Origin of the sequence: Phytopseudomonas flavescens (assembly GCF_900100535.1) — a bacterium.
Classification (GTDB): domain Bacteria; phylum Pseudomonadota; class Gammaproteobacteria; order Pseudomonadales; family Pseudomonadaceae; genus Aquipseudomonas; species Aquipseudomonas flavescens.
Map to the genome: position 1 here is coordinate 54,494 of NZ_FNDG01000008.1, position 25,175 is coordinate 79,668.

The following is a 25,175-nucleotide window of genomic DNA, read 5'->3' on the forward strand; positions in this document are numbered from 1 at the left end:
CATAAGGCGTATTCGTCGCACAATTTACCGAAGACTAGACTGAAAAAAGTCACGTGAAGCTCAGGACGCTTTGCTTCGGCGTCTGAAGCAGCAGATTAAACGGTGGATTTACGCCTCGCACCTCCATCATAAAATTGATTCGTCTTACAGCATCAACTCCTTTCACGCTTTGGTTACCACCCATCCAAGGGTAGATATGATCTGGGCCTGCCATCTTCAACTGATACGAGAACAATCCAATCGTTACGATTACCCGAAGACAAAGGTAGGTAACCAAGCTGATCCTCAGAGACACCTGTATAGGCGACCGCTGACTTTATGAGATCCCGTTGACCAGGGTATTTCAATAGCAATTCAGAGATTTTCTTCGACTTAGCTATAACTTGAGAAACCTGCGTATCGAACTCTACCCAACGACTAGGCCGAAAAGCAGGGGGCAGACCATCTAATGCCAATCTAATACTACTCAAGAAATCAGCATCAGAAGGAGATAATAGCTTCGTACCAATGAGCTTCGGCCCTGAAAAGCTGAATTTTTGCATATCTTTAGAAGCAGACTGAATAGCAGAAATCTGTACATCAGGCAAACTTACAACCCTAAACTGATCGCCTTCAAACGCCAAAAACACAGGCCTCGCTTGCGCGATAGAAAACAACCCATAGGACAAAGCACATAACTGTAGAAAAAATATAACCCCAAGATCGAAACGCAACTCCTTCCTTGGCTTAGCTGGATTAAAAATTAAAAATGTCAGCAAGGGCCCACACACCACATCTACAAGCACAATCAATGCAAACAAATGTGCCCCCCCTGCTAATTCTGAGTAGGGAAATTGGTACCACAGACCATAGACCAACGCAAAACATAAGATAGCAATGAGTGCGCTGACCAATAGATGCAATAAACTAGCAAACGCAGCAGAACGCAGCCTTAGAGGCTTAGCCATAATGGCATCCCAAAAAAGGCGCCGAAGCGCCTTTTTAAAGCTAGGTAATTACTTACACTCTGCAGGAGCAAAGCGCGCGGGCAGAGTACCAGCCGCAGTGCCAGCAAAACCTGCAGCTGCAGCACCAGTTGCCATACAACGCCACGAAACTGCTTCAGCCGGCGGAGTAAAAGCAGCGGTACCTACAGGCAAAATTGTACCTACCGGAGCATTTGGGGTAAGAATCAAAGTGCCACCACCAGCAGCAGCTGTGGTCGTGATGGTAATAACACCTGTAGCAGGCGTAATTGCCACACTGGTGGTATTTCGTGTAGCAGTCGGACTGGTATATCCCGTGTTGTAACCGGCAGCATTGGCCCCCGGATTACCCGAAGATAGTACGTCAGCAACGTTAATTTTAGCAGCAGCAGCCAAATTTAAACCTTCAGTCACACGTGCGCGAGTGGTGTAATCCTGGTAAGCAGGCAGCGCAACAGCTGCCAGAATACCGATGATGGCAACAACGATCATCAGTTCAATCAGGGTAAAACCCTTTTGCATTTGAGGTTTCATATAACTCTCCAATAATTGAGTGTTAGGCAGACAGCCTGGACATGACATAGCAGCAAGCATGCCAACTCTATCGAAGTCCTGCCATACCCCACAGAGTAGCGAACTGTTTCAACAGCAGCCATCAAGCATCCATCACATGCCACCCACAGCCATCAAATCTTTCGCACCTTCTGACATTTTTCGTCACATCCATACTGGCCGTTTGGCAGCCCCACCCATCTGCGCTATAACGCACCCATTCGATGGTGTGAGGTGCCCATGAGCGACAATATTCCCCTTTCCGGCCTGGCCAAGCAGATAGTGCTCGCCGAACTGCTGGACGAGAAAGCCGCTCAGCAGGCACAGGCACAGGCCAAGCGCAACAAGCTGTCGTTGGTGCATTACCTGGCGCAGAACAGGCTGGTGAAGGGTCGCGCGTTGATGGAGCTGGCGGCAGACCAATTCGGCGTGGCCTATATCGATCTGCATGCGGTGGACAAGGACAGTCAGCCCAAGGATCTGGTCAGCGAAAAACTGGTGCGCCAACACCGGGTGCTGCCGCTCTGGCGGCGCGGCAACAAGTTGTTCGTGGGCATCTCCGATCCGTCCAATCACCAGGCGGTCACCGATATCCAGTTCAGTACCGGCCTGTCCACCGAAGCGCTGCTGGTGGAAGACGACAAACTGAGCGATGCCATCGACAAACTCTTCGATACCGGGCACAGCGGTTTGGAGGATCTGGCCGATGTGGATCTCGATGGCCTGGAGACAGAATCCGCCAACGACGACAAGAAGATCAACGACGGCAGCGGCCAGGACGCCGATGATGCCCCGGTAGTACGCTTCGTCAACAAGATGCTGCTCGATGCGATCAAGGGCGGCTCCTCCGACCTGCATTTCGAGCCCTATGAAAAGAGCTACCGCGTACGCTTTCGTACCGACGGCATCCTGCATGAAACCTCACGCCCGCCCATCCAGCTGGCGCCGCGTATCGCTGCGCGCCTCAAAGTCATGGCAGGGCTGGACATCTCCGAGCGGCGCAAGCCGCAGGATGGCCGTATCAAGATGCGGATATCCAAGAGCAAGGCCATCGATTTCCGGGTCAACACCCTGCCCACCTTGTGGGGCGAGAAGATCGTGATGCGGATCCTCGACCCCACCAGCGCACAAATGGGCATCGACGCGCTGGGGTATGAGGAGAGCCAGAAAGACCTGTATATGGCTGCGCTCAAACAGCCCCAGGGGATGATTCTGGTGACCGGCCCCACGGGTTCGGGCAAGACCGTGTCCCTGTATACCGGCCTGAACATCCTCAATACCCCGGATGTGAACATTTCCACAGCCGAAGACCCGGTGGAGATCAACCTCGAAGGCATCAACCAGGTCAACGTCAACCCCAAGCAGGGCATGGATTTCACCCAGGCACTGCGCGCCTTCCTGCGTCAGGATCCGGACATCATCATGGTCGGCGAGATCCGCGACCTGGACACCGCCTCCATCGCCATCAAAGCGGCTCAGACGGGGCATATGGTGATGTCCACGCTGCACACCAACAGCGCTGCGGAGACCCTCACCCGCCTGCGCAACATGGGTGTTCCTTCCTTTAACATCGCCACCTCGGTCAACCTGATCATTGCCCAGCGCCTGGCACGCAAGCTGTGCAGCCATTGCAAGAAAGAGATGCCGATTCCTGACGAGGCGCTGCTGGAAGAAGGCTTCCCGCGAGAGCAGCTCGGTACCTTCAAGCTCTACGGTCCGGTTGGCTGTGAAAATTGCAAGGGCGGATACAAGGGCCGTGTCGGGATTTATGAAGTGGTTAAAAACACGCCAAGCCTGCAGCGGATTATCATGGAAGAAGGCAACTCCATCGATATTGCCGCGCAAATGCGCAAAGACGGCTTCAATGACCTGCGTACCTCGGCGCTGCTGAAGGCCATGCAAGGCGTGACCAGCCTCGAGGAAGTCAACCGCGTGACCAAGGATTAACCATGGCAGCAGCAAAGGCAGCGAAGACCAGCACGTTCGTCTGGGAAGGCAAGGATCGAAAAGGATCCGTGGTCAAGGGCGAGCTGAGCGGGCAGAACCCCGCGCTGGTCAAGGCGCAGCTGCGCAAACAGGGCATCAACCCGACCAAGGTACGCAAGAAAGGCATTTCGCTGTTCGGTGACGGCAAAAAGATCAAACCGATGGATATCGCTTTGTTCGCCCGGCAGATGGCGACCATGATGAAGGCCGGCGTACCGCTGCTGCAGTCTTTCGACATCATCGCCGACGGCCTGGAAAACCCGAACATGCGCAAACTGGTCGACGAGCTCAAACAGCACGTGGCGGCGGGTAACAGCTTCGCTGCCGCGCTGCGCACGAAACCTCAGTATTTCGACGACCTGTTCTGCAACCTGGTGGAGGCAGGTGAGCAGTCGGGGGCGCTGGAAACGCTGCTGGACCGGGTGGCGACCTACAAGGAAAAGACCGAGGCACTGAAGGCCAAGATCAGGAAAGCGATGAATTACCCCATCGCGGTAGTCGCCGTCGCGGTGATCGTCACCTGTATCTTGCTGATCAAGGTGGTACCGCAGTTCCAGGATGTCTTCTCGAGTTTCGGCGCTGAACTGCCCGCTTTTACGCTTTTCGTCATTGGGTTATCTGAAGCGCTTCAGGAATGGTGGTTTATCGTCCTGATTGCCATGGTCGCTGCCGGCTATGCGTTCAGCCAGGCCAAGCAGCGCTCGGAGAAATTCCGTGACGGGCTGGACCGGACGATCCTGAAGGCGCCCGTGGTCGGCAACATCGTTTACAAGTCGTCGGTGGCACGCTATGCCCGTACGTTGTCCACCACCTTCGCTGCCGGTGTTCCCCTGGTCGAAGCCTTGGACTCGGTGGCCGGGGCCACCGGCAACGTGGTGTTCCGTAACGCGGTCAACAGGGTCAAGCAAGACGTCACCAGCGGCATGCAGTTGAACTTCTCCATGCGCTCGACCCATGTATTTCCGGCGATGGCGGTACAGATGACCGCCATCGGCGAAGAGTCCGGTGCGCTGGACAGCATGCTCGACAAAGTGGCCAGCTACTACGAAGCGGAGGTGGACAACGCGGTGGATGGTCTCACGGCGCTGATGGAACCACTGATCATGTCGGTACTCGGCGTACTGGTCGGCGGCCTGATCATCGCCATGTACTTGCCAATCTTCCAACTGGGTAACGTTGTCTAACCCATGACCATCATCGACTTTCTGGCCGGCAATACGCCGGCCTTTGTTTTCTGCACGTTAGTTATCGGCGTACTGGTCGGCAGCTTCCTCAACGTGGTGATCCACCGCGTACCCAAGATGATGTTTCACGACTGGCGCGTTCAGGCGCGCGAGGTGCTGCAGTTGCCGGCAGAGCCCGAGGGTGAAACCTACAACCTGGTACTGCCTCACTCCAGCTGCCCGCACTGCAGGCACGAGATCCGCCCCTGGGAAAACATCCCGGTGGTCAGTTACCTGTTTCTGCGCGGCCACTGTTCCGGCTGCAAGGCGAAGATAAGCCTGCGCTACCCGCTGGTCGAACTGGGGTGCGGGCTGCTGTCGGCTTATGTCGCCTGGCATTTCGGTTTCGGCTGGCAGACGGCGGCGATGCTGGTACTGGCCTGGGGTTTGCTGGCCATGAGCCTGATCGATGTCGACCACCAGCTCCTGCCGGATTCGCTGGTACTGCCGCTTTTGTGGCTGGGCCTGATCGCCAACCACTTCGGGCTCTTCACCAGCCTCGACGCGGCCCTGTGGGGAGCGGTCGCGGGGTATCTGAGCCTGTGGTCGGTGTTCTGGCTGTTCAAGTTGGCCACCGGCAAGGAAGGCATGGGCTACGGCGACTTCAAATTGCTGGCCATGATCGGTGCCTGGGGCGGCTGGCAGACTCTGCCGCTGACCATCTTGCTGTCGTCGGTGGTCGGTGCCGTGCTGGGTGTGATCATGTTGCGCATTCGCGACGCGAGTGCCAGCACACCGATTCCCTTCGGTCCTTACCTGGCCATTGCAGGGTTTATCGCACTGCTGTGGGGCAAGCGGATTACCGACGGCTATTTGCAGTTTGCGGGGTTCCATTAACGCCCTGGGTAACGCTGTGCTCAACCCTGGCGCATGGCAAGCGGGCTCCCCTTGTTCGATGCCCGCTTTTCTGCTGGATGGCCTTGCAGAGCCGAGGTTTTCGCCACAGGCACATCACTGCCTTATAATGCGCGCCCTCTTGATCACACGGGCACGCGCACACCATGAAACCCTGGACGCTCGGCCTTACCGGCGGTATCGGCAGCGGCAAGAGCGCCGTTGCCGAGCATTTCGTCGAACTGGGTGTGGACCTGATCGATGCCGATCAGGCCGCTCGCTGGGTCGTCGAGCCGGGGCGCCCGGCCCTGGCGACCATTGCCGAACACTTCGGCGCACAAGTCCTGCAGGCAGATGGCCGACTGAATCGCTCCGCGTTACGCGCGCAGATCTTTGCCGACCCCCAGCGACGCCGCTGGCTGGAAAACCTGCTGCATCCGTTGATCGCCCAGGAAGTCGCGCGGTTTCTGGAAAACGCCCAATCGCCTTATGCGATCCTGGTTTCCCCGCTGCTGATCGAATCCGGGCAATACAAACTGACGCAACGCGTGCTGGTGGTCGACGTGCCCGAGCCGCTTCAGATCGAGCGCACCATGCGCCGCGATCAGTTGTCAGCCGAACAGGTGCAGGCGATTCTGGCCGTTCAGGCCACGCGCGACGAGCGCCTGCGCCATGCCGATGACGTGCTGAGCAATGACCGCGACCTGGCCTGGCTCAGACGCGAGGTCGAGCGCCTGCACGCCTTTTACCTGACCTTGACTGGAGGCCAACCATGAGCACACCCACCCTCGTCGCCTGCCCGACCTGCGCAGCCCCGGTGGAATGGGGCCCGCAAAGCCCCAGCCGCCCGTTCTGCTGCGAACGCTGCAAGCTGATCGACCTGGGCGCCTGGGCTGCGGAAGAACATGCGATTCCTGGCAACGAACTGGAAGACGACCTGTTCTCGGAAGACCTGCCACCCAGGCGGCATTGACCGGACTGCCCCCATTCAAGCCAGTCGAGAGCCTTCGGTTCCGCAAGATTGCGGCCTGCCCTGGCACCGCAGGAGCTGCACCCTGGAGTCAAGGCCCCGTACCGGCGGCGTTTACCGCTCCCCATCAGGCGCCAGCTTTTACAAAAGCTCCGGCGCCTCCCGGCGAGCGCCGACCGGGCGTGTTCTTCGCGCCCCTTGCATGAGCCGACGACGCAATCCGCCTATGGACTCAAGAGCCTGACATGACCCTGAAGGAGCCGCCATGAGCCCCCTGCAAACCCTCCTCGCGGCAGTACCGCAACATGGGCGCGTGCGCTGGATCGGCGTGCGCCCCCAGTCACGCGGCGAGATGCTCGCCCTGGAGGCCGTGGAAGCGCGCCGCGAAGCCGGGCTGACCGGTGATCATGCGCGGCCGGGACCGCGTAATGCACGGCAGGTCACGCTGATCCAGTGGGAGCACCTGGCGGTGGTCAGTGCACTGCTGGGACGCGATCCCGAACGGGCGATAAGACCAGAAGACCTCAGGCGCAACATCGCCATCAGCGGCCTCAATCTGTTCAGCCTCAAGGGTCGACGCTTCCGTATTGGCCAGGCAGTCCTGGAAACCACCGGCTGGTGCCAGCCCTGCGCGCGCCTCGAGGAGCGCCTGGGCCTTGGCACGTTTCAGGCCGTGCGCGGCCACGGTGGTATCACGGCGCGGGTGCTGCAAGGCGGCATAATCCGCCTGAACGACCCGCTCGAGGTGGAGCCGCTGCAACCGCTCGGGTAGCAGCGGCCGCCACATATCAGGATCCGCCCGCGGCGATGCCCTGATAGACTGGACGCATTGTGCGGCCCATGCATGCCCCGCCGATTGAACCTGGCGAACAACCTCGAGTCGATGAATACCTGAGTGGCTCTCAGCATCTTACCGTGTGTCAGCTTGACCCGGCCGGCCGAGCCACCCTCCTGAGTCGCCTGGCGCTTTGAGCCTTGCTCGCCCGGACTCGACACCGTTTTTTTAGCCTTGTGAGAAGTATCGATGACCCATCGAATCGTAATCGTTGGCGGCGGAGCCGGCGGCCTGGAACTCGCTACGCGCCTGGGAAGAACCCTGGGCAAGCGCGGCAAAGCGCATATCACGCTGGCGGATGCCAACCTGACCCACATCTGGAAACCACTGCTCCACGAAGTGGCCGCAGGCTCACTGAACTCCACGGAGAACGAGCTCAACTACGTTGCACAGGCCAAGTGGAACCACTTCGAGTTTCAGCTGGGCCGCATGAGCGGCCTGGATCGCGGGCGCAAGACCATCCAGCTGGCCGCGACCCTGGATGAGGAAAACCGCGAACTGGTGCCAGCACGGGAGCTCGCCTACGACTCTCTGGTGATCGCCGTGGGCAGCACGACCAATGACTTCGGCACCGAAGGCGCCGCCAACCACTGCATCTTCCTCGACACCCGCGAACAGGCCGAGCGCTTCCACCGCAAGATGCTCAGTCACTACCTGCGTGCTCATGCAGGCAACGGCGATAACGATCAGATCAGCGTGGCCATCGTCGGTGCGGGGGCCACAGGTGTTGAGCTGGCTGCAGAATTGCACCACGCCGCGCATGAGCTGGCGGCCTATGGGCTGGATCGTATTCGCCCGGAAAACATGCGCATCACCCTCATCGAAGCCGGACCACGCGTGCTGCCCGCCCTGCCGGAGCGCATCAGTGCCCCGGTGCACCGCACCCTGCAGAAACTCGGCGTGACGGTGCTGACCAACGCCGCGGTGAAGGAAGTCACCGCCGAAGGCTTGCTGACCGTCAGCGGCGAGCGGATCCCGGCGAGCTTGAAGGTGTGGGCAGCCGGTATTCGCGCGCCCGCCTTTCTCAAGGACCTTGACGGCCTGGAGAGCAATCGCATCAACCAACTGGTGGTCACGCCAACCCTGCAGACCACGCGGGACGAGAATATCTTCGCGTTCGGCGACTGCGCCGCCTGCCCGCTCGGCGATGGCAGCGAGCGCAACGTACCGCCTCGTGCGCAAGCGGCTCACCAACAGGCTTCGCTACTGGTCAAATCGCTTGCGTTGCGCCTGCAGAGCCAACCGCTGCCGAGTTACACCTACAAGGATTACGGCTCGCTGATCTCGCTGTCGAGCTTCAGCGCCGTCGGCAATCTGATGGGCAACCTGATGGGCAGCGTGAAGCTTGAGGGCTGGCTTGCTCGCATGTTCTACATATCGTTGTACCGCATGCACCAGATGGCGCTCTATGGGAAATTCCGCACCCTGCTGCTGATGCTCAGCGACCGTATCGGCCGCAGCACCGACCCGCGCCTCAAGCTGCACTGACCCACCTGCACATTGCCGGGCGCCCGTGCCCGGCAATGTGCAGAGCCGCGACTGTGCGGCCATTACCCTGACGCTAGCAGCGACAGTTTTTACAGATGCCAGAAAGCAAAAAACCCGCCTTTTGGCGGGTTCTTTACTCAAGCAGTGCTTGAAATGGTGGGTCGTGTAGGATTCGAACCTACGACCAATTGGTTAAAAGCCAACTGCTCTACCAACTGAGCTAACGACCCAAAAATGGTCGGGGTAAGGGGATTCGAACTCCTGACATCCTGCTCCCAAAGCAGGCGCGCTACCGGACTGCGCTATACCCCGAAGAAAGATTGGCTCCGCGACCTGGACTCGAACCAGGGACCCAATGATTAACAGTCATTTGCTCTACCGACTGAGCTATCGCGGAACTATGCTTCTTTCAGTCTCTGTCGCGGCCTTCAGGCTTGCGCCGTTTGCCGCTGCAGAGGCGCGCCATTTTACGGTTCCGCGAGCGCCTGTCAACCCCCTAAATTGCTTTTATGACAATGCTTTGCGAAAGAATAGCCAGTTGCCATCCGTCCACCGCCTGCCTGCACCGCCTGGAGTACCGCAGCAGGCCTCAAACCAGGATCGCAGATGAACACTGAAGGCCCGCCAACGACTCCGCCAAGGGGGTCGCGCACGCTGGCAAGCCGAGGCATTCAACCACGCTTCAGTGAACTGGGGCAGCGTTGCCGCAAGCTGGTGCTCGATCACCTGGCGGATAACCTGCAGCGCACGTTCGCCCAGGTCGACGACGCCCTTTTTCGATGTGCGGAGAACGCCGAGAACAATCAGGTGCAAACGCTGTTCTTCGACAGCATGCGCAGCGTCCGCAGATTACGCGCGCAGATCGAACGTCATTATCACCTGAGCATTTCCCGGGGCATCGCCGATTTTCTCGACGGCAAGCTCGCCGATGGCGCGGCAGCGCCCACCGAGGTGAACGCCGACGACCTGGCTCTGGTACGTGACGAGGATTACGAAGAAACCCTTCAGGTGGCCAATATGGCCAGCCGGGTTCAGTCGCACTGTGCCCAGGCCCTGTTCGCACTGGAACGCCGCCTGGCCCTGCTCAACAATGGCCAGCCATTGCCCGCAGACAGCAACCCGGTCGCACCGAAGGCCATTGCCCAGGCCTTTCTCGACGCACTGGCTCCTTGTGAACTGCCGCTACGCATCAAGCTCGTGCTGTACGGCCTGTTCGACCGCCAGCTCATGCATGGGCTGGACACGCTTTATGACGCGCTCAATCGAACCCTGATGGACGCCGGCGTGCTACCCAACCTCACCTACACCGCCACACGATCCGCGCAGCCGGCTCGTCGCCCCCCGCCAAGCGACTCGCCCTCCACAGCTGTCGGCGATCCGCCGCGCGCTGCCCAGAGGCAATCGCCGCTTCCCGACCTGGATGCTGCGCCGCCTGCCAACCTGGACCAGTTGGTCGACGGTGTCGGCATCCTGCTGGCTGAATACCGCAAACAGCACAACGCAATCAGTCTGCTCAGCGGCACGCCGAGCATGGCCAGCTTCGCGCCGCCAGGGGCACGTCGCACCTATGACGCAGAGCAACTGTTGGCGGCACTCGATCACCTGCAAAAGGTCTCCGCCAGCGAACTCGCCCAACGCCTCGACCGTCCTCAGCAAGTCGTCGACCTGAAAGCAGCCCTGCATCGACAGCTGGCCGCCCATGGCGATACGCCGCAACAGTGCCTGGGCGAGCGGGAAATCGACGTCATCGACCTGGTAGGCATGCTGTTCGATTTCATGCTCGATGATGACAACCTGCCGCAGCCCTACAAGCTGGCCCTGTCCCACCTGCACACCGTCTACCTGAAGGTGGCGCTGCTGGACAAGGCGCTGTTCACTCGCCGCCACCATCCGGCGCGCCAGTTGCTCGATGCAATGGCCAAGGCCGGGGTCCTCTATGGCGCGGCGGATGAACCTCATGGCCTGCTGACCAAGGTGCACTGGGTGGTGAAACAGGTGACGCAACACTTCGCTGGCGACCTGCAGCTGTTCGAGGAACTGCTCAAGGAGTTCAACGCCTTCATCGCGACGCTCAAGCAGCGCGTCGACCTGCAGGAACGCCGCGCCGTGGAAACCGCCAAGGGGCGCGACAAACTGCTTGATGCAAGACACATGGCCGCTCGGGTGATCGCGCAAAGTCTGGCCAAGCGCTCACTGCCTCCGATCATTCGTCATTTCCTGGAACGCACCTGGATCGATGTACTGGTGTTCATTCAATTGCGCTACGGCCCTGCCAGCGACGAGTGGCAGCGCGCCAGCGAGACCGCCGAGCAGCTGGCCTGGAGCGGCACCCGCCTCGACGCCGAGCAGCACGGGCTGCTGCAACACCTGCGCGTCGAAATGCTCGAAGAATTGCACAAAGGCCTGATGTTGCTGGGCGGCCACCATGACGATGGTGTGCGTCGCCTGCTACAAGACCTGGTGGCCTGCCAGCATGCTGTTCAGGCCGGGCAGCATGAGCTCGCCTGTGCACTGACATTGCCGCCTGGCCCCAGCCCACTGGGCGCCATGCTGGGCGAGGACGCCGTACGCGTCGACGCGAGTCAGGCCGACGCGCTCCTGTCGACCAATGGCCAGCGCCTGGTGAATGATCTGGAAAAAATCGAATGTGGCACCTGGTTCGAATTTCTCGTCGGCCAGAGACGACAGGCGCTGAAGTTATCCTGGTATAGCCCTGCGACCCACAATTACCTGTTCGTTGACCTCAACGGCCAGCGCGCGGCCGTCAAATCGCTCAGCCAACTGGCTCGGGAGATGGAACTGGGCACGGCACGCCTGGGCAAAGCGGATCGCACCGCCCCCATGGTCGATCGCGCGCTGACGGCGGTGTATCGCGTGCTGCAGCAGCTCACCGGGCGTACTGCCCAGACCTGAGGCACGCCAGTCGATGCAACCCCGAGGTTCGCGCATGAATGATCGTCGCCAGCACCCTCGCTACCCGAGCACATCGCGGCTTGAGGTGTTCGAGCAGCACAGTGGCCTCTCCCTCGGCCAGGTTGCCGATCTCTCCAGCGATGGGTTGATGCTCTGCAGCCCGAGGCCGCAACCGGCCGATACGCTGGTGGCGTGTCGCCTGGTGTGCCCGACGGCGCCCGACGGGGTGGAAGAATTACGCTTCATCGGTGACTGCCTGTGGAGCCGTAAGGGCGAGCCCGGTCAACAATGCTGGGCAGGCTATCGCATCATCGATATCGATGAGCACAACGGCCAGGCCCTGGACAGACTGCTACGGCACCTCCAAGGCGCGACCTGGCACTGGAGCCGAACCTGAAATGCCGATTACAGAGCCGCAGCGGCTCGACCGATAGAGCGTATCGATCAACATATCGGTAACAGCGATTAGACGATGATTCGGCAAGCGCCTAGGCTTCTCTGTGTCAATCCGTCGCAGGGGAGCTTGCCGTGCCCCGGTCAGCCGAGATATCCACCGTCGCCGAGCACGTTAACGCTCGGCCAGAGCGCTATGCCTACCGGGAACTGGGCGACCCACATAGGCGCGAATCCGCCGTCCTGGCGCAGGAAAGCGCGCTGGCCATCAGCTACAACGGCATCAGTCATGCCGTGATGATGGTGTCGCCCACTGCAGTGGAAGACTTTATCGCCGGCTTCAGCCTGAGCAGCGCAGTGGTTGACTCCATCGACGACATTTATGACATCCGCCTCCAGCAGCTCGGTGTGGCGATCAATGCCGAGGTGGAAATCAGCAGTCGCGCCTTCTGGGCAATGAAACAGCAGCGCCGACAATTGGCCGGCACCAGTGGTTGCGGCCTGTGCGGTGTAGAAGCGCTCGACCAGGCACTGCCGCAGTTGGTGACGCTGACCCAGGCTGAACTGCCCGATGCCGCCCACCTGATCGGCCTGCGCGAGCGGATCGCCGCCGTGCAGGATCTGGCCCGGGGCAGCGGCGCCCTGCATGCCGCGCTCTATGTCGATGGCAGCGGCGAGATACGCGCCTGCCGTGAAGACATTGGCCGGCACAACGCCCTGGACAAGCTGATTGGCGCGCTGCTCCGGGATCGCCACGAGCTCCGCCAAGGCTTTGCGGTCGTGACCAGCCGCTGCAGCCTGGAACTGATCCACAAGGCTGTCAGAGCCGGCATCGGCACGCTGGTCAGCCTCTCGGCGCCGACCGCCCTTACCGTGCAATGGGCGCGTCGGCACAACCTCAACCTGATCCATCTGCCCCACCACAGCGCGCCGCGCGTCTACAGCCCCGCGCCGCCTGCTAGAGAAGAATAACCATGAGCCTGCAACCCGTTAAGCCGCGTTACAAACCCTACAAAGGCGCTGCCGCCGGGTGGGGGGCGCTGATCAGCGTCACCCAGTTCTGGCTGGACAGCAAACAGCCGTTCAAGAACCTGCGCGCCCTGCTCAAGACCAACCAGAACGGCGGCTTCGACTGTCCGGGCTGTGCCTGGGGCGACTCACCGGAAGACGGCCGTATCAAGTTCTGCGAGAACGGAGCCAAAGCGGTCAACTGGGAAGCCACCAAGCGCCGTGTCGACGCCAAGTTCTTCGCCAAGTACACCGTCAGCCAATTGCGTGAGCAAAGCGACTACTGGCTCGAGTATCAGGGCCGCCTGACCGAGCCCATGCGTTACGACGCTACCAGCGACCGCTACGTGCCCACCTCGTGGGAGGATGCCTTCAGCCTCGTCGCCAAGCACCTGAAGAACCTCGAGACGCCCAACCAGGCCGAGTTCTACACGTCCGGCCGAGCCAGTAACGAAGCGGCCTTTCTCTATCAGCTGTTCGTTCGCGCGTTTGGCACCAACAACTTTCCCGATTGTTCGAACATGTGCCATGAGGCCAGCGGCGTCGCACTGATCCAGAGCGTCGGTATCGGCAAGGGCAGCGTGACCTTCGCCGACTTCGAGCACGCCGATGCGATCTTCGTGCTCGGCCAGAACCCGGGCACCAACCACCCGCGGATGCTCGAGCCGCTGCGCGAAGCGGTGAAACGCGGTGCCCAGGTAGTGGCCTTCAACCCCCTCAAGGAGCGTGGTCTGGAGCGCTTCCAGCACCCGCAGCATGCCCTGGAAATGCTCACCAACGGATCCGAGCCGCTGAATACCGCGTTCTTCCGCCCGGCGCTCGGTGGCGACATGGCGGCGCTGCGGGGTATCGCCAAATTCCTGTTGCAGTGGGAGCGCGAGGCAGTCGCCAAGGGTGAACAGCCGATATTCGACCATGCCTTCATCGCCGAGCACACCGATGGCGTCGACGCCTACCTGACCTTGCTCGATGCAACCTCCTGGGAATCGCTGGTCGAGCAGTCCGGCCTGAGCCTCGATGAAATCCAGCAGGCGGCGCTGATGTATCGCCGTGCCGAGCGCGTGATCATGTGCTGGGCGATGGGCATCACTCAGCATATCCACTCGGTGGCGACCATCCAGGAAATCGTCAACCTGCAACTGCTGCGCGGCAACCTCGGGCGCCCGGGCGCTGGCCTGTGCCCGGTGCGTGGCCACAGCAACGTGCAGGGCGACCGCACCATGGGCATCAATGACCGCCCGCCGGTGGTGCTGCTCGACAATATCGAGAAGCGCTTCCAGTTCAAGGTGCCCCGCGAAAACGGCCACAACACCGTGGAAGCGATCAACGCCATGGTCGACGGCCAGGCCAAGGTGTTCATCGCCCTGGGTGGCAACTTCGCCCAGGCCACGCCTGACAGCCCGCGCACCCACCAGGCGCTGCAGAACTGCGAGCTGACCGTGCAGATCAGCACCAAGCTCAACCGCAGCCACCTGACCACCGGTGCCGATGCACTGATCCTGCCGTGCCTGGGCCGTACCGATATCGACGTTCAGGCCAATGGTCCGCAGGCGGTGACCGTGGAAGATTCGTTCAGCATGATCCACGCCTCCAACGGCCAGCTCGAGCCGCTGTCCGCGCAAATGCGTTCGGAGCCGGCGATCATCGCCGGCATCGCCAAGGCCACCCTGGGCAATCACCCGGTGGACTGGGACGCGATGATCGCCGACTACAGCCGCATCCGCGAACTGATCGCCGACACCATCCCCGGCTTTCAGGACTTCAACAACCGCGTACAGCACCCGGGCGGCTTCTACCTGGGTAACTCGGCTGGGGCTCGCCAGTGGAGGACCGTCACCGGCAAGGCCAACTTCAAGGCCAACGCCCTGCTCGCCGATCTGCTGCCAGCCCAGGTCCGCAACAGCGGCCAGACGCCGGATCTGATCCTGCAGACCATGCGCTCCCACGATCAGTACAACACCACCATCTATGGCCTGGACGACCGCTACCGCGGCGTCCGTGGCCAGCGTGACGTGCTGTTCGTCAACGAGGCCGACATCACCCGCCTGGGCTACAAGTCCGGACAGAAAGTCGACATCACCTCACTGTGGGACGACGGCATCGAACGCAAGGTCGTCGGTTTCACCCTGCTGGCATTCGACATCCCCGCCGGGCAGGCAGCGGCCTATTACCCGGAAGCCAACCCCCTGGTACCGCTGGAAAGCGTCGGGCTGGGCAGCCACACGCCGACCTCCAAGTTCGTCGCCATCCGCCTGCACGCCGCCGCACAGACCGCACGTATCCTGTAGCAGTCTTCGCCTTTCCCTGCCCGGCCTTACGGCTGGGCAGGGGAGCGCGAGCACGGGTATCCGCAACATCGCCTGCTCTGCGACGGGCTTCATCTGCGTCGGCCAGGCTGCAGTTCGTCGGAATATGCCGGGTGGATCCGCTAAAAAGCCGACTGATGTCCCTTTGCCCTCATTCAGCTCGGTTAACGTGCGGTTTCAAGCGCTCGATCGAAAGCGCACAGCGTTTCGCCCAAGCCACGATGTGGCCCTTCGGGCTTCTGCCGGACCAGCAACACCGTGCGAATGATCCGCCGAGGCGCACCATCGAGCGACTCCGCATTTGAACTCATTCGCTTGCAACGGGAGGGGATTGCATGCGTATTCCATCCGCCGTCCTGCTAGGGGCGGCTCTGTTGAGCATTCAGGCCCAGGCCGCCATGCTGCAGCGGGAGCTGGGTGACTACGACCTCAACCTGGGTACCACGCCGAGCCGCAGCATGGCCCAGGGGCTGGTCAAGCCACAGAGTGGCGGTGCCTTTCACGGCGGGCTCGATCTGAGCCACCCGAGTGGCTTGTACCTCGGCCAATGGGCCCCCAACCTCGGTATCGCCCCCGGCAGCCGTATGGAGCTGAACAGCTACGTCGGCTATCGCCAGCATTTCGCCGACGCCCTCGGCTACGAATTGGGCACCATCCGCTACAGCCACCCAGGCTTCAGCCACCTCGACAGCCAGGACGTATACGCGGGCCTGACCTACGACTCCCGACGCTTCGGCCTTTCGCTGAGCAACGACCCTACCCGCATCAACAGCACGCTGCTCGCGGACTTCGGCCGTGTCAGCGCTCTGGGCATGGCAGTGACGGTACGCTACGGCAACCACCTGCTCGACAATCCGGCAACGGTCAGCGGTGGGCGGCAGATCAGTTCGTTCAATGACTGGTCATTGAACCTGTCACGGCCCTGGAAGGGCATCGACTTCGACTTCTCCTATTCGGACTCCAGCTTGAGCGGAGAGGCCTGCTCGGCCTATTCGGGTCACAACACCGAGTGTGAGGGCTGGTTCTCCATCAAGGCCTCCCGCTCGCTGTTCTGAATACGGGCAAAGCCAGGCGCCGCCTGGGCAAGCCCAGCGTCGCATACATTTAGATACATTCATTCGTGTATCTTTAACCCCCCCTTTCGGGAATTTCCTTGCAGATCAGGCTCTAAGCTTGTGTCGCCGACACAGTACGGGCGACCGCATGATCCATGGCCATGCCATGACTACGCCCGCAAGGGTATTTTTCGAGGGTTGCGCGATGCGTACATTCCTTACCGCACTGGCTTTCAGTGCACTGGTTTCTCCCCTGGCCAACGCCGATACCGCCAAGACCGCCATTGGTAGCGGCGTCGGCGGGGCACTCGGCAATATCGTCGGCCAGCACCTGGGCGGCAGCACAGGCGCCGCGATTGGTGCCGGCCTTGGCGGCGCTGCCGGCGGCGCCATCAGCTCACGTAACAAGACCGAAGCCGCACTGGGCGGTGGCCTGGGCGCTTCTGCCGGCTCCGTCCTGGGCAATCAGCTCGGCGGCGGTGCTGCGTCGACAATCGGCGCGGGTTTGGGCGGCGCTGCTGGCGGCGCCCTGGCCAACGAAATGGCTGACAGCAACCGCCATGAATCCCGCTATCGCGATGGCGGCCATCGCCATGGCAAGAAGCACTACAAACGCCACCACAAACATCGTCATCGCTAACCCATATACACCCAAGGGCGCCTTCAGCGCCCTTGGCTGTTCAAGAGACTCGCAATGCCTCCATCGCCAACCGTAGCGTTTCCGGTATGGCAACCGGCCGGTTGCTCGACCGGTCGACGAACACATGCACGAAGCGCCCGGCCGCAGAAGCCTGCTGCTCCCCCTCCTTGAATACCGCCAGTTCATACTGCACCGAACTGTTGCCGAGATTACCGACGCGCAGGCCAATCTCGATACGTTCGGGAAAGGCGACCGAAGCGAAATAATCGCAGCTGGAACTCACCACGAAGCCGACGACTTCGCCGTGATGGATATCCAGGCCACCCACTTCAATCAGATAGGTGTTCACCGCACTGTCAAAGTAGCTGTAGTAGGTGACGTTATTGACGTGCCCATACAGGTCATTGTCATGCCAGCGCGTGGTGATCGGCTGGAAATGACGGTATTGCTCGCGCAGATACGGCGGCTGCGGCATAGCGAGGACGCCTCGTAAGAAGGACGGCCAGCATGGTGCCGGCTATTACCTTCCCTGGCAATCGATGCGCCTATCGATCAGTAGGCTGACTGGTAGATCGCCAGCGCATGAGCCTCGGTCATCGGCCGGGGATTATTGGCCAGAAGGCGCTCATGCAGCATGGCATCGGTGGCGAGTCGCGGCAGGAGCGCCTGATCCACGCCGACATCACGCAACCGTGCGGGCAAGCCGCTGCGTTCACTGAGGTCGGCCAGTTCGACGATGAATTGCTCGGCATGATCCGTGGCGTCCCCATCGCGCAGACGTTCGCCCAGCAACAGCGGCGCCAGCTCCTCGTACAGGGGCGCCGCGACCGATGCATTGAAGCCCAGTACATGGGGCAACAACACCGCCGTGCTCACCCCATGGGGCACCTGGCAATGTCCACCCAGGGGGTAGGCCAGGGCATGCACGGCGGCGAGCGGCGCATTGGCATAGGCCTGGCCAGCGAGGCAGGCTCCCAGCAACATGGCCTGGCGTGCCTGGCGATTACTGCCGTCATGCACCGCCTCTTCAAGATGGGCACCGAGCAACCGCAAGGCCTCGCGAGCGAGCATGTCCGACAGCGGATTCTTGCGCCGCGCCCCGGTATACGCCTCGACTGCATGCCCCATCGCCAACATGCCGCAGGCCGCGGTAATCGGCGCGGGCAATTGCAGGGTAAGATCGGCATCCAGCAGTGCCAGATCCGGCAGCAGACGGGACGACACTGCCGCAATCCGGGTAGCGTGCTTCGTGGTAACCACCGCGATGGGCGTGACTTCGGAGCCACTTCCGGCAGTGGTCGGCACCTGGATCAACGGCAATCGCTGGCCCAAAGCCTTGTCGACGCCGTACAGGTCGCCAAGCGCCTGCCGGCACTCGGGATGGGCCAACAGTGCCGCCAACTTGGCGACGTCCAGAGAGCTTCCGCCGCCGAAACCGATGATCAACCCGGCCTGAACGTTTTTGGCGAATCGCGCTGCGTCGCTTACCACGTGCTCCGGCGCTCCGGCCGTCACCTCGTCGAAGACGTGCAAGGCTACGTCACTGCGTGCGAAAGCGGCCCGTAGGTCGTCGAAAAAACCGAGCCGGGCGACGCCGACATCGGTGACCAGCGCCACAGGACGTGCGCCCCACGCACGACACAGTGGCACCAACCGCTGCACGGCTCCCGGTTCGCAGATAAGGTGGGCGGCGGTGGCAAAGCTGAATGGCTGCATGTCGCATTCCTCTTGTCATGATGCGCTCGGATGGCGGCCATGCTCCTGATGAACGACGACCCAGTCAGACGCCGGCCCCTCACATCCATACTAGGCCGGGATGCACCATCTGCCCGGAAAAGCCCCGCAGGTCGCCGTTCGTCGACTTTCCAGGCGCGGCAGCACGTACTGCGGGCCGCGGCATCGCGCCGCTCGGCATTCTCCTGAGAATCCGCCCTCCGACCTCGCAGCCCGGCAGCCATGGGCCTTCCCGGTCTTGCACCGGGGTGCCGGCGCGGCCGATCGACAATCGCGCGTGGAAAAAGTGCTAGTCCATCCCGTTCTTGCCGTTATGACACATCCGCCTAAGGGGCATCAGCAGACGGACATAGACTGAACTCATCGAAGCGAGAAATGAGGTGACTCATGCCCCTTTCTATCGATGGCATGAATATCGGTCAGTACAGCAGCCGCCCGGCCAACTTCGGCAGTGGCCTGCAAGCCACCGCTCTGGAGCGGGTAGCCTCGGCCACCCAGCGCCTGAGCGAAACCCAGGATCGGCTGCTCGAGCGCCAGCGGTTCGATCAGGATCGCCAGGAGCAATTGCGCGAGGCGCGAGAGCAGCGTATCGATCAACAGGAGCAAACCCAAAGCCGCGCCACCAATGTCAGCGAACAGCGCGAGAGCGCCTCCCGCGCGCTTGACGAGCAGTTGCGCGAACAGCGACTGGAAGCCCAGCAGGAGCAGCGCGAGGAGAACCTCAATCCGTTGTCAGCCGAGAATCTGGCCAGGCAGCGAGTGCAACCTGACAATACCACCGTGACCAGCACGACCGACCAAGTCGCTCCGCGACTGGCAGCGCAGGCGATATCAACTTATCGCCAGACCGAGTCACCGGACTTCATCGGGCGCAGTCTCGTGGCCTGACGAACCAAACGGGCCTTGCATGGCGCCATTCATCCCGACGTCATGCAAGGCCCGTATTCAATTACCTGACGACCCAACGGTGATCGTGCGCCTGCCCGAGGGAGCAGGCGCACGAGACGGTCACTGTCGGTCGAGTGCTTCCTGACGCTCCAGAAACTCTTCCTGCAACAACGCATCGGAGTTTTCCGCTTCGTCGGTCTCCAGCTCCTGTTCGAGGTGCCCGGTACCGACCGCCTTGTTCTCCAGCTTGCCCACCAGATGTTCAAGGGCATGGCGCATCTTTTCGGCGGCCCCCTCAACCGCCTGGTCAAGGGACTCCGCCTTGTGGGTGACCGAGAGCGGCTGGTGGCCCTTGGGCCTGGCCTCGATCTGGCAGCGCTTGTCATCGGCGCCGCTCTTGCTGCCATTTTCGTCGCTGATGTGCACTTCGACACGCGACAGGAACTCCTCGTAACGTTCCAGACGATCCGCCACCGACGCGCTCACCCACTCCTGGAGTCGCGCACTGCCTTCGATATGGTTGCTGTTCACTTGAACCTGCATGGTCTTCCTCGCTTTTGACGGGTCTGCACTCTTGGAGGCGATGGGCCGGAACTAGGTTCCTGCTGTTTGCCCTTGAGCATAAGAACCTGCTCATGATCGTTGTATCTCTGGGAACTCATATTCCCATGAATCGACGTCGATAAGGCGGAAGCAGCCGTAGGGTGGATCGGGGCGCGTAGCCGACGCTTCGCCTACGCGGCCCGACCCGTCCACCGCTCTGCAATCGCGATGGTGGATGAAAAGAGCGTCATCCACCCTACGGCTGCTTCCGCCACTTTGCGGTCATTGCAGATGGAATCACGTCGACAGGTTGTGGACAGGCTCCAAAGTACGCAGTACAGGGAGACAGCAGAGATCCGATCAGAAACGGTCGCGGATCACCACCTCGTCGAATGGCAGCTTGCCTATCCGCGGCTTGGCATCGAGCGCTTTCTTGCCCACGGCGACCATCAGACCGATCACGTGGTTCTCTGGCAGTTTGATCAGCCGGGCCACGGCGTCGAAGTCGAAGCCATCCATCGGGCAGGTGTCCAGCCCTCTGCCCCGCGCAGCCAGCATCAGGGTCTGCGCCATCAGGCCGCAGCTGCGCATGGTTTCGTCGCGCTGCACCTGGGGCTTGCCACGGTAGTAGGTGTCGATGGCGCCCGCCATGTACTGCTGCACCTCCACGGGTGCGCCCTCCCAAACCCGCTGAACATTGCGCTCCCAGCTATCGACCTGAGCGCAGATCACCACCAGCATCGCGGCATCGGTCATCTGCGCCTGCCCCCATCCGGCTTCACGGATTTGCTGGCGCAGCGTCGGATCACTGACTTCGACAAGGCGCACGTGCTGCAGGTTGAACGCTGAAGGCGCGAGCAATGCCAGTTGCAGCAGTTCGTTCTTCTCGTCACTGCTGAGGGTGAACCCGACGTCGTAGCCCTTGATGGCGCGGCGACTGCGGATGGCTTCGTCGATATGCATGGATGACTCCTGAATCGCTGACGAAAAGATCCATGCTAAGCAACGCAGCGAGGCAAAACCACCGGCCTTTTACGATTCGATTCATCGCCTGCAACGATTCGTTCGAACCTCGCCGGCGGCACTCGGGAGCGCTCATGGGCGGTGATGAACGGCACACTTTTACACGCCCAGGGCCTTGTCGGCGACGGACAGGGTTTACAAGAAGCCCTCGAGGCTCTATTACGGCTGTCCCAGATGAACGTTCGGGCGTTAAGCTGTCGACCATGGCCACCGTACCCTACATCACCTCCGCCACTTCCGACGCCAGCGTGCTGACGGTAGGTGGAGACTGGACGCTCGCCCATTACGGCGCCTTGTGTGGCGAGGTGGACGCGATCAGGCGCGGGCGGGTGGATGACCTGCATGCCGATCTCAGCGAACTGGATGCACTGGATACCGCCGGCGCCAGCCTGCTGGTGGAATTGCTTGGCGCCGCACGCCTGATCCAGTCACTGCCTGCAGCGACGCTCAGCGACGAGCGTCGCGCCCTGCTGGAGACCGTCGCCACTGCCATGCAGCAGGATCAGCCGGCCGTCGTGCATCCCAGCCATTCGACCTACCGCGAGTTCTTCGGCCATATCGGTGAAGTGGTGGAAGGGGTCTGCCACAAGGCCGTCGGCTTGCTGGGTTTCGTTGGCCTGACGCTCAGCAGCCTGCTGCTGATTGTGTTCAAGCCGCGCCGCTGGCGACTGACGTCGCTGGCCTCGCACCTGGAGCAGATAGGCCTCAATGCCGTGCCCATCGTCGCCTTGCTGACCTTTCTGGTGGGTGCCGTGGTGGCCTTCCTCGGGGCGACTATCCTGGCCGACTTCGGGGCGACCATCTACACGGTCGACCTCGTGGCCTTTTCATTCCTGCGCGAGTTTGGCGTGTTGCTTACCGCCATTCTCATGGCCGGTCGCACGGCCAGCGCCTTTACCGCGCAGATCGGCTCGATGAAGGCCAACGAGGAGATCGACGCGATCCGCACCCTTGGCCTCAACCCCATGGAACTGCTGGTACTGCCACGGGTGCTGGCCATGCTGATCGCCCTGCCGCTGCTGACCTTCATCGCCATGGTCTGCGGCATGGTCGGTGGCGCCATGGTGTGCATGCTGACACTGGACATTTCTCCGGCGATGTTCATGAACCTGCTGGAGGAGAACATCCCCATCAATCACTTTCTGGTGGGTATGCTCAAGGCACCGATCTTCGCCTTCCTGATCGCCGTGATCGGCTGCCTGGAGGGATTCAAGGTCACCGGTAGCGCGCGCTCGGTGGGCGAGCGCACCACCTCCAGCGTGGTGCAGTCGATCTTCGTGGTGATCGTGGTCGACGCCGTGGCCGCGCTGTTTCTGATGGAGATGGGTTGGTGAGCGGCGACGCGATCATTCAGGTGCGCGACCTGACCAACCAGTTCGGCTCGCAAGTGGTGCACCGCCACCTGAACCTGGACCTGTACCGCGGCGAAGTGCTCGGTGTGGTGGGCGGCTCGGGTACCGGTAAATCGGTGCTGCTGCGCACCATCGTCGGCCTGCGTCGCCCTAACGCCGGCGTAGTGCGTGTATACGACGAGGACCTGCTGGCGCTGCCCGCGCAACGTCGTTCCGAACTGGAACGGCGTTTCGGCGTGCTCTATCAACGCGGCGCCCTGTTTTCGTCGCTCACCGTGCTGGAAAACATCGCCTTGCCGCTGATCGAACACGCAGGGCTCAAGCGTGCCGATGCCGAGCGCCTGGCAGAAACCAAGGTGGCGCTGGTCGGGCTGCCCCGCCATGCGGGCGACAAGTATCCGACCGAGCTGTCCGGTGGCATGGTCAAGCGTGCGGCGCTGGCCCGCGCCCTGGCGCTGGAACCGGATATCCTGTTTCTCGATGAGCCGACGGCCGGCCTGGATCCGATCGGCGCCGCAGCGTTCGACCAGTTGATCCGCACCTTGCGCGATGCCCTGGGCCTCAGCGTTTTTCTGGTCACCCACGACCTGGATACGCTCTATACCCTGTGCGACCGGGTGGCGGTGCTGTCCCAGCAACGCGTGCTGGTGGCCGACAGCCTGGACGTGGTCGCCGCAACCGACGATGCATGGATTCGCGATTACTTTCACGGCCCGCGCGGACGCGCGGCCGAACAGGCTTCAGCGAGGATTAGTTGAATGGAACCACGCGCCCACCACGTATTGATCGGTATGTTCACGGTGGCAATCGTCAGCGCCATCCTGCTGTTCGCCCTGTGGCTGGGCAAGTCCAGCGCGGACAAGCAGTTCAACTATTACGAGGTGGTGTTCACCGAAGCGGTCAGTGGCCTGTCCCAGGGCAGCGCCGTGCAGTACAGCGGCATCCGCGTCGGCGACGTCACCAGCCTGACCCTAGACCCGCAGGATCCGCGCAAGGTGCACGCAAACATCCGCATCGACAGCGCCACGCCGATCAAGGAAGACACCCGCGCCCGGCTGACCATCACCAATATCACCGGCGGGGCGGTGATCCAGTTGCATGGTGGCTCGCCCGAAAGCCCGCCCCTGAAGGCCGCCAAGGGTGGTACGCCAGTGATCGTCGCCGACCGCTCGCCACTGTCACGGCTGATGGCCAACGGCGAAGACCTGATGGTCAGTGTCACCCGCCTGCTCGACCGGGCCAACGCCATGTTTTCCCGGGAGAACACGCAGAACATCGCCAAGACCCTGCGCAACCTTGAACAGATCACCGCCAGCGTCGCCGAGCAGCGCGAGGAGCTGCACGAAGCGCTGAGCCAGATAAGCGCCGCCGGCCGAGAGGCGACGGTGCTGATGAACAATGCCAACGGCTTGTTCGCCGGCCCTGCGCAGAACACCCTGGACAGCGCCGAGCGCCTGGTGGGCTCACTGGAGCGCACCAGCAACAATATCGAACAGTTGCTGCAGGACAATCGCGCGGCTCTGGATGGCGGCATGCAAGGCATCGGCGAGCTGGGCCCGGCCATCAACGAACTGCGTGACACGCTGGGCTCGCTGCGCTCGTTCTCGCGGCGCCTGGAAGAAGACCCCGCCGGCTATCTGCTGCGTAGCGACAGCATCAAGGAGTTCCAACCATGAAAGCATTCGGCTGCGTCGGCATGCTGATGTTGACCGGCGTGCTCAGCGCCTGTTCGATCCTTCCGGCGGGTGAGTCACTGAGAGTCTACCTGCTACCCGGCAACCTGCCGGTGCGCAGCGCCGACGCTCCCCGCGAAGACTGGTCGCTACGGATCAACCGCCCGCAGAGTAGCCAGTTGCTCGACAGCCCACGGATTGCCGTGCTGCCCGAAGGCGACCTGATCAGCGCCTATCAAGGCGCACGCTGGAGCGACCGGGCACCCGCGCTGTTTCGTGATCGACTGATCGGCGCCTTTCTCGATGATGGCCGGATCGGCGCCGTCAGCAGCGACGACAGCCGCCTGCAGGCCGACCTGGAACTGAGCAGCGACCTGCGCGCCTTCCAGAGCGAATACCGCAACGGCCGGCCGGAAGTGCATATCCTGCTCGATGCCCGCCTGGTGCAGGCAGGTAACCAGCGCATCCTCGCCAGCCGCCGCTTCGAGGTGCGGCATATCGCTAATGACACAGCGGTGGAATCAGTGGTGAAAACGTTTGGTGCCGCCAATGACCAGCTTTCACGCCAATTAATGGATTGGGTAGTAGAGGAAGGCCGGCGTAATGCGCCGGATAGCAGCAAGCCTTAAGCAGCGGGAATGCATGACGACTGTAATGTCCGCTGAACTCAACCGCAGGCAGGGTCGGGGCTGCAAAGAGGCGGTAGCGGTCATTTGTAGGGTGGACGACGCGTCATCCGTCCACCGCTCTGAGATCGCGATGGTGGATGAAAAGAGCGTCATCCACCCTACGGC

At 61.6% G+C, this 25,175-nt stretch carries 24 protein-coding genes and 3 tRNA genes; 18 read left to right on the top strand and 9 right to left on the bottom strand.

What is annotated here, in order from left to right; translation table 11 throughout:
- Positions 1 to 173 precede the first annotated feature (173 nt).
- Together tfpZ and BLR94_RS12240 are read right to left on the bottom strand one after the other, a co-directional pair.
- Entirely contained in the window at positions 174 to 947 is a 774-nt protein-coding gene (gene tfpZ, locus BLR94_RS27165; RefSeq protein WP_139207445.1) for a TfpX/TfpZ family type IV pilin accessory protein, read from the bottom strand.
- A 48-nt stretch (positions 948 to 995) separates the two neighbouring features.
- The gene (locus tag BLR94_RS12240) at positions 996 to 1,499 is read right to left on the bottom strand and encodes a pilin (protein ID WP_084305065.1); all 504 of its coding nucleotides are present in this window, start codon (positions 1,497 to 1,499) and stop codon (positions 996 to 998) included.
- Between the two features lie 258 nt (positions 1,500 to 1,757).
- Between BLR94_RS12240 and pilB the strand changes: the two genes are divergently transcribed.
- The 7 genes from pilB (at position 1,758) to BLR94_RS12275 (ending at position 8,853) form a co-directional block, all read left to right on the top strand.
- The gene (gene pilB / locus BLR94_RS12245) at positions 1,758 to 3,464 is read left to right on the top strand and encodes a type IV-A pilus assembly ATPase PilB (RefSeq protein ID WP_084305067.1); all 1,707 of its coding nucleotides are present in this window, start codon (positions 1,758 to 1,760) and stop codon (positions 3,462 to 3,464) included.
- A 2-nt stretch (positions 3,465 to 3,466) separates the two neighbouring features.
- A complete protein-coding gene (locus BLR94_RS12250) occupies positions 3,467 to 4,687 on the top strand; it encodes a type II secretion system F family protein (RefSeq protein WP_084305069.1) in 1,221 nt (406 codons plus the stop codon).
- Positions 4,688 to 4,690: 3 nt separating this feature from the next.
- Entirely contained in the window at positions 4,691 to 5,563 is an 873-nt protein-coding gene (locus BLR94_RS12255) for a prepilin peptidase (protein WP_084305071.1), read from the top strand.
- A 164-nt stretch (positions 5,564 to 5,727) separates the two neighbouring features.
- The gene (gene coaE / locus BLR94_RS12260) at positions 5,728 to 6,336 is read left to right on the top strand and encodes a dephospho-CoA kinase (RefSeq protein ID WP_084305073.1); all 609 of its coding nucleotides are present in this window, start codon (positions 5,728 to 5,730) and stop codon (positions 6,334 to 6,336) included.
- A complete protein-coding gene (gene yacG / locus BLR94_RS12265) occupies positions 6,333 to 6,533 on the top strand; it encodes a DNA gyrase inhibitor YacG (protein WP_084305075.1) in 201 nt (66 codons plus the stop codon). The genes coaE and yacG overlap by 4 nt, the downstream gene beginning before the upstream one ends.
- A 262-nt stretch (positions 6,534 to 6,795) precedes the next feature.
- A complete protein-coding gene (locus BLR94_RS12270; RefSeq protein ID WP_084305077.1) occupies positions 6,796 to 7,302 on the top strand; it encodes an MOSC domain-containing protein in 507 nt (168 codons plus the stop codon).
- Between the two features lie 252 nt (positions 7,303 to 7,554).
- Positions 7,555 to 8,853, top strand: coding sequence for an NAD(P)/FAD-dependent oxidoreductase (locus BLR94_RS12275; protein ID WP_084305079.1), 1,299 nt, complete (start codon positions 7,555 to 7,557; stop codon positions 8,851 to 8,853).
- Between the two features lie 154 nt (positions 8,854 to 9,007).
- On the opposite strand, the gene BLR94_RS12280 is transcribed toward BLR94_RS12275, so the two are convergent.
- From BLR94_RS12280 to BLR94_RS12290, 3 genes are all read right to left on the bottom strand, one after another.
- Positions 9,008 to 9,083, bottom strand: a tRNA-Lys gene (locus BLR94_RS12280).
- Between the two features lie 5 nt (positions 9,084 to 9,088).
- Positions 9,089 to 9,165 (bottom strand) — tRNA-Pro (locus tag BLR94_RS12285).
- A 9-nt stretch (positions 9,166 to 9,174) separates the two neighbouring features.
- Positions 9,175 to 9,250, bottom strand: a tRNA-Asn gene (locus BLR94_RS12290).
- A gap of 209 nt (positions 9,251 to 9,459) precedes the next feature.
- On the opposite strand from BLR94_RS12290, the gene BLR94_RS12295 reads away from it, so the two are divergent.
- The 6 genes from BLR94_RS12295 to BLR94_RS12320 all read left to right on the top strand — a co-directional run bounded on the left by BLR94_RS12295 (position 9,460) and on the right by BLR94_RS12320 (position 17,168).
- Positions 9,460 to 11,766 carry a DUF1631 domain-containing protein gene (locus tag BLR94_RS12295; protein ID WP_084305081.1) on the top strand — a complete coding sequence of 769 codons (2,307 nt, stop codon included), beginning with the start codon at positions 9,460 to 9,462 and terminating at the stop codon, positions 11,764 to 11,766.
- 34 nt (positions 11,767 to 11,800) lie between these two features.
- The gene (locus BLR94_RS12300) at positions 11,801 to 12,163 is read left to right on the top strand and encodes a PilZ domain-containing protein (RefSeq protein ID WP_084305083.1); all 363 of its coding nucleotides are present in this window, start codon (positions 11,801 to 11,803) and stop codon (positions 12,161 to 12,163) included.
- A gap of 131 nt (positions 12,164 to 12,294) precedes the next feature.
- Positions 12,295 to 13,131, top strand: a complete 837-nt coding sequence (gene fdhD / locus BLR94_RS12305; RefSeq protein ID WP_090423703.1) for a formate dehydrogenase accessory sulfurtransferase FdhD — start codon at positions 12,295 to 12,297, stop codon at positions 13,129 to 13,131.
- A 2-nt stretch (positions 13,132 to 13,133) separates the two neighbouring features.
- Positions 13,134 to 15,455 carry an FdhF/YdeP family oxidoreductase gene (locus BLR94_RS12310; RefSeq protein ID WP_084305085.1) on the top strand — a complete coding sequence of 774 codons (2,322 nt, stop codon included), beginning with the start codon at positions 13,134 to 13,136 and terminating at the stop codon, positions 15,453 to 15,455.
- 353 nt (positions 15,456 to 15,808) lie between these two features.
- The gene (locus BLR94_RS12315; protein WP_084305087.1) at positions 15,809 to 16,528 is read left to right on the top strand and encodes a TorF family putative porin; all 720 of its coding nucleotides are present in this window, start codon (positions 15,809 to 15,811) and stop codon (positions 16,526 to 16,528) included.
- Positions 16,529 to 16,733: 205 nt separating this feature from the next.
- On the top strand, positions 16,734 to 17,168 hold the full coding sequence (locus tag BLR94_RS12320) for a glycine zipper domain-containing protein (RefSeq protein WP_084305089.1): 435 nt from the start codon (positions 16,734 to 16,736) through the stop codon (positions 17,166 to 17,168).
- Positions 17,169 to 17,208: 40 nt separating this feature from the next.
- Here BLR94_RS12320 and BLR94_RS12325 read toward each other — a convergent pair whose 3' ends face one another.
- Complete coding sequence (locus BLR94_RS12325; protein ID WP_084305091.1) at positions 17,209 to 17,643, bottom strand: acyl-CoA thioesterase; 435 nt, start codon at positions 17,641 to 17,643, stop codon at positions 17,209 to 17,211.
- A 77-nt stretch (positions 17,644 to 17,720) separates the two neighbouring features.
- Positions 17,721 to 18,884, bottom strand: coding sequence for an iron-containing alcohol dehydrogenase (locus BLR94_RS12330; protein WP_084305093.1), 1,164 nt, complete (start codon positions 18,882 to 18,884; stop codon positions 17,721 to 17,723).
- Between the two features lie 405 nt (positions 18,885 to 19,289).
- On the opposite strand from BLR94_RS12330, the gene BLR94_RS12335 reads away from it, so the two are divergent.
- Positions 19,290 to 19,790 carry a hypothetical protein gene (locus tag BLR94_RS12335; protein ID WP_084305095.1) on the top strand — a complete coding sequence of 167 codons (501 nt, stop codon included), beginning with the start codon at positions 19,290 to 19,292 and terminating at the stop codon, positions 19,788 to 19,790.
- 120 nt (positions 19,791 to 19,910) lie between these two features.
- Here the strand turns inward: BLR94_RS12335 and BLR94_RS12340 are convergent, their stop codons facing one another.
- Entirely contained in the window at positions 19,911 to 20,333 is a 423-nt protein-coding gene (locus tag BLR94_RS12340; RefSeq protein WP_084305097.1) for an HPF/RaiA family ribosome-associated protein, read from the bottom strand.
- Positions 20,334 to 20,693: 360 nt separating this feature from the next.
- Positions 20,694 to 21,296, bottom strand: a complete 603-nt coding sequence (locus tag BLR94_RS12345) for a nitroreductase family protein (RefSeq protein ID WP_084305099.1) — start codon at positions 21,294 to 21,296, stop codon at positions 20,694 to 20,696.
- Positions 21,297 to 21,559: 263 nt separating this feature from the next.
- On the opposite strand from BLR94_RS12345, the gene BLR94_RS12350 reads away from it, so the two are divergent.
- Genes BLR94_RS12350 through BLR94_RS12365 form a run of 4 tightly spaced genes read left to right on the top strand, consistent with a single transcriptional unit; the run spans position 21,560 to position 25,010 of the window.
- Positions 21,560 to 22,690, top strand: a complete 1,131-nt coding sequence (locus tag BLR94_RS12350; RefSeq protein ID WP_084305101.1) for an MlaE family ABC transporter permease — start codon at positions 21,560 to 21,562, stop codon at positions 22,688 to 22,690.
- Complete coding sequence (locus BLR94_RS12355; RefSeq protein ID WP_084305102.1) at positions 22,687 to 23,466, top strand: ABC transporter ATP-binding protein; 780 nt, start codon at positions 22,687 to 22,689, stop codon at positions 23,464 to 23,466. Before BLR94_RS12350 ends, BLR94_RS12355 begins: the two co-directional genes overlap by 4 nt.
- Positions 23,467 to 24,384, top strand: a complete 918-nt coding sequence (locus BLR94_RS12360) for an MlaD family protein (RefSeq protein WP_084305103.1) — start codon at positions 23,467 to 23,469, stop codon at positions 24,382 to 24,384. It begins immediately after the preceding gene.
- Entirely contained in the window at positions 24,381 to 25,010 is a 630-nt protein-coding gene (locus BLR94_RS12365) for an ABC-type transport auxiliary lipoprotein family protein (protein ID WP_084305104.1), read from the top strand. The genes BLR94_RS12360 and BLR94_RS12365 overlap by 4 nt, the downstream gene beginning before the upstream one ends.
- Positions 25,011 to 25,175: the final 165 nt, after the last annotated feature.

Coding starts and splice junctions, on each gene's coding strand:
- BLR94_RS12300 (WP_084305083.1), top strand. CDS start 11,801: ATGAATGATCGTCGCCAGCACCCTCGCTACCCGAGCACATCGCGGCTT.
- coaE (WP_084305073.1), top strand. CDS start 5,728: ATGAAACCCTGGACGCTCGGCCTTACCGGCGGTATCGGCAGCGGCAAG.
- BLR94_RS12310 (WP_084305085.1), top strand. CDS start 13,134: ATGAGCCTGCAACCCGTTAAGCCGCGTTACAAACCCTACAAAGGCGCT.
- BLR94_RS12315 (WP_084305087.1), top strand. CDS start 15,809: ATGCGTATTCCATCCGCCGTCCTGCTAGGGGCGGCTCTGTTGAGCATT.
- BLR94_RS12270 (WP_084305077.1), top strand. CDS start 6,796: ATGAGCCCCCTGCAAACCCTCCTCGCGGCAGTACCGCAACATGGGCGC.
- BLR94_RS12330 (WP_084305093.1), bottom strand. CDS start 18,884: ATGCAGCCATTCAGCTTTGCCACCGCCGCCCACCTTATCTGCGAACCG.
- BLR94_RS12275 (WP_084305079.1), top strand. CDS start 7,555: ATGACCCATCGAATCGTAATCGTTGGCGGCGGAGCCGGCGGCCTGGAA.
- BLR94_RS12295 (WP_084305081.1), top strand. CDS start 9,460: ATGAACACTGAAGGCCCGCCAACGACTCCGCCAAGGGGGTCGCGCACG.
- BLR94_RS12360 (WP_084305103.1), top strand. CDS start 23,467: ATGGAACCACGCGCCCACCACGTATTGATCGGTATGTTCACGGTGGCA.
- BLR94_RS12340 (WP_084305097.1), bottom strand. CDS start 20,333: ATGCAGGTTCAAGTGAACAGCAACCATATCGAAGGCAGTGCGCGACTC.
- BLR94_RS12335 (WP_084305095.1), top strand. CDS start 19,290: ATGCCCCTTTCTATCGATGGCATGAATATCGGTCAGTACAGCAGCCGC.
- BLR94_RS12365 (WP_084305104.1), top strand. CDS start 24,381: ATGAAAGCATTCGGCTGCGTCGGCATGCTGATGTTGACCGGCGTGCTC.
- BLR94_RS12345 (WP_084305099.1), bottom strand. CDS start 21,296: ATGCATATCGACGAAGCCATCCGCAGTCGCCGCGCCATCAAGGGCTAC.
- BLR94_RS12250 (WP_084305069.1), top strand. CDS start 3,467: ATGGCAGCAGCAAAGGCAGCGAAGACCAGCACGTTCGTCTGGGAAGGC.
- BLR94_RS12240 (WP_084305065.1), bottom strand. CDS start 1,499: ATGAAACCTCAAATGCAAAAGGGTTTTACCCTGATTGAACTGATGATC.
- BLR94_RS12255 (WP_084305071.1), top strand. CDS start 4,691: ATGACCATCATCGACTTTCTGGCCGGCAATACGCCGGCCTTTGTTTTC.
- BLR94_RS12350 (WP_084305101.1), top strand. CDS start 21,560: ATGGCCACCGTACCCTACATCACCTCCGCCACTTCCGACGCCAGCGTG.
- BLR94_RS12320 (WP_084305089.1), top strand. CDS start 16,734: ATGCGTACATTCCTTACCGCACTGGCTTTCAGTGCACTGGTTTCTCCC.
- BLR94_RS12325 (WP_084305091.1), bottom strand. CDS start 17,643: ATGCCGCAGCCGCCGTATCTGCGCGAGCAATACCGTCATTTCCAGCCG.
- pilB (WP_084305067.1), top strand. CDS start 1,758: ATGAGCGACAATATTCCCCTTTCCGGCCTGGCCAAGCAGATAGTGCTC.
- tfpZ (WP_139207445.1), bottom strand. CDS start 947: ATGGCTAAGCCTCTAAGGCTGCGTTCTGCTGCGTTTGCTAGTTTATTG.
- yacG (WP_084305075.1), top strand. CDS start 6,333: ATGAGCACACCCACCCTCGTCGCCTGCCCGACCTGCGCAGCCCCGGTG.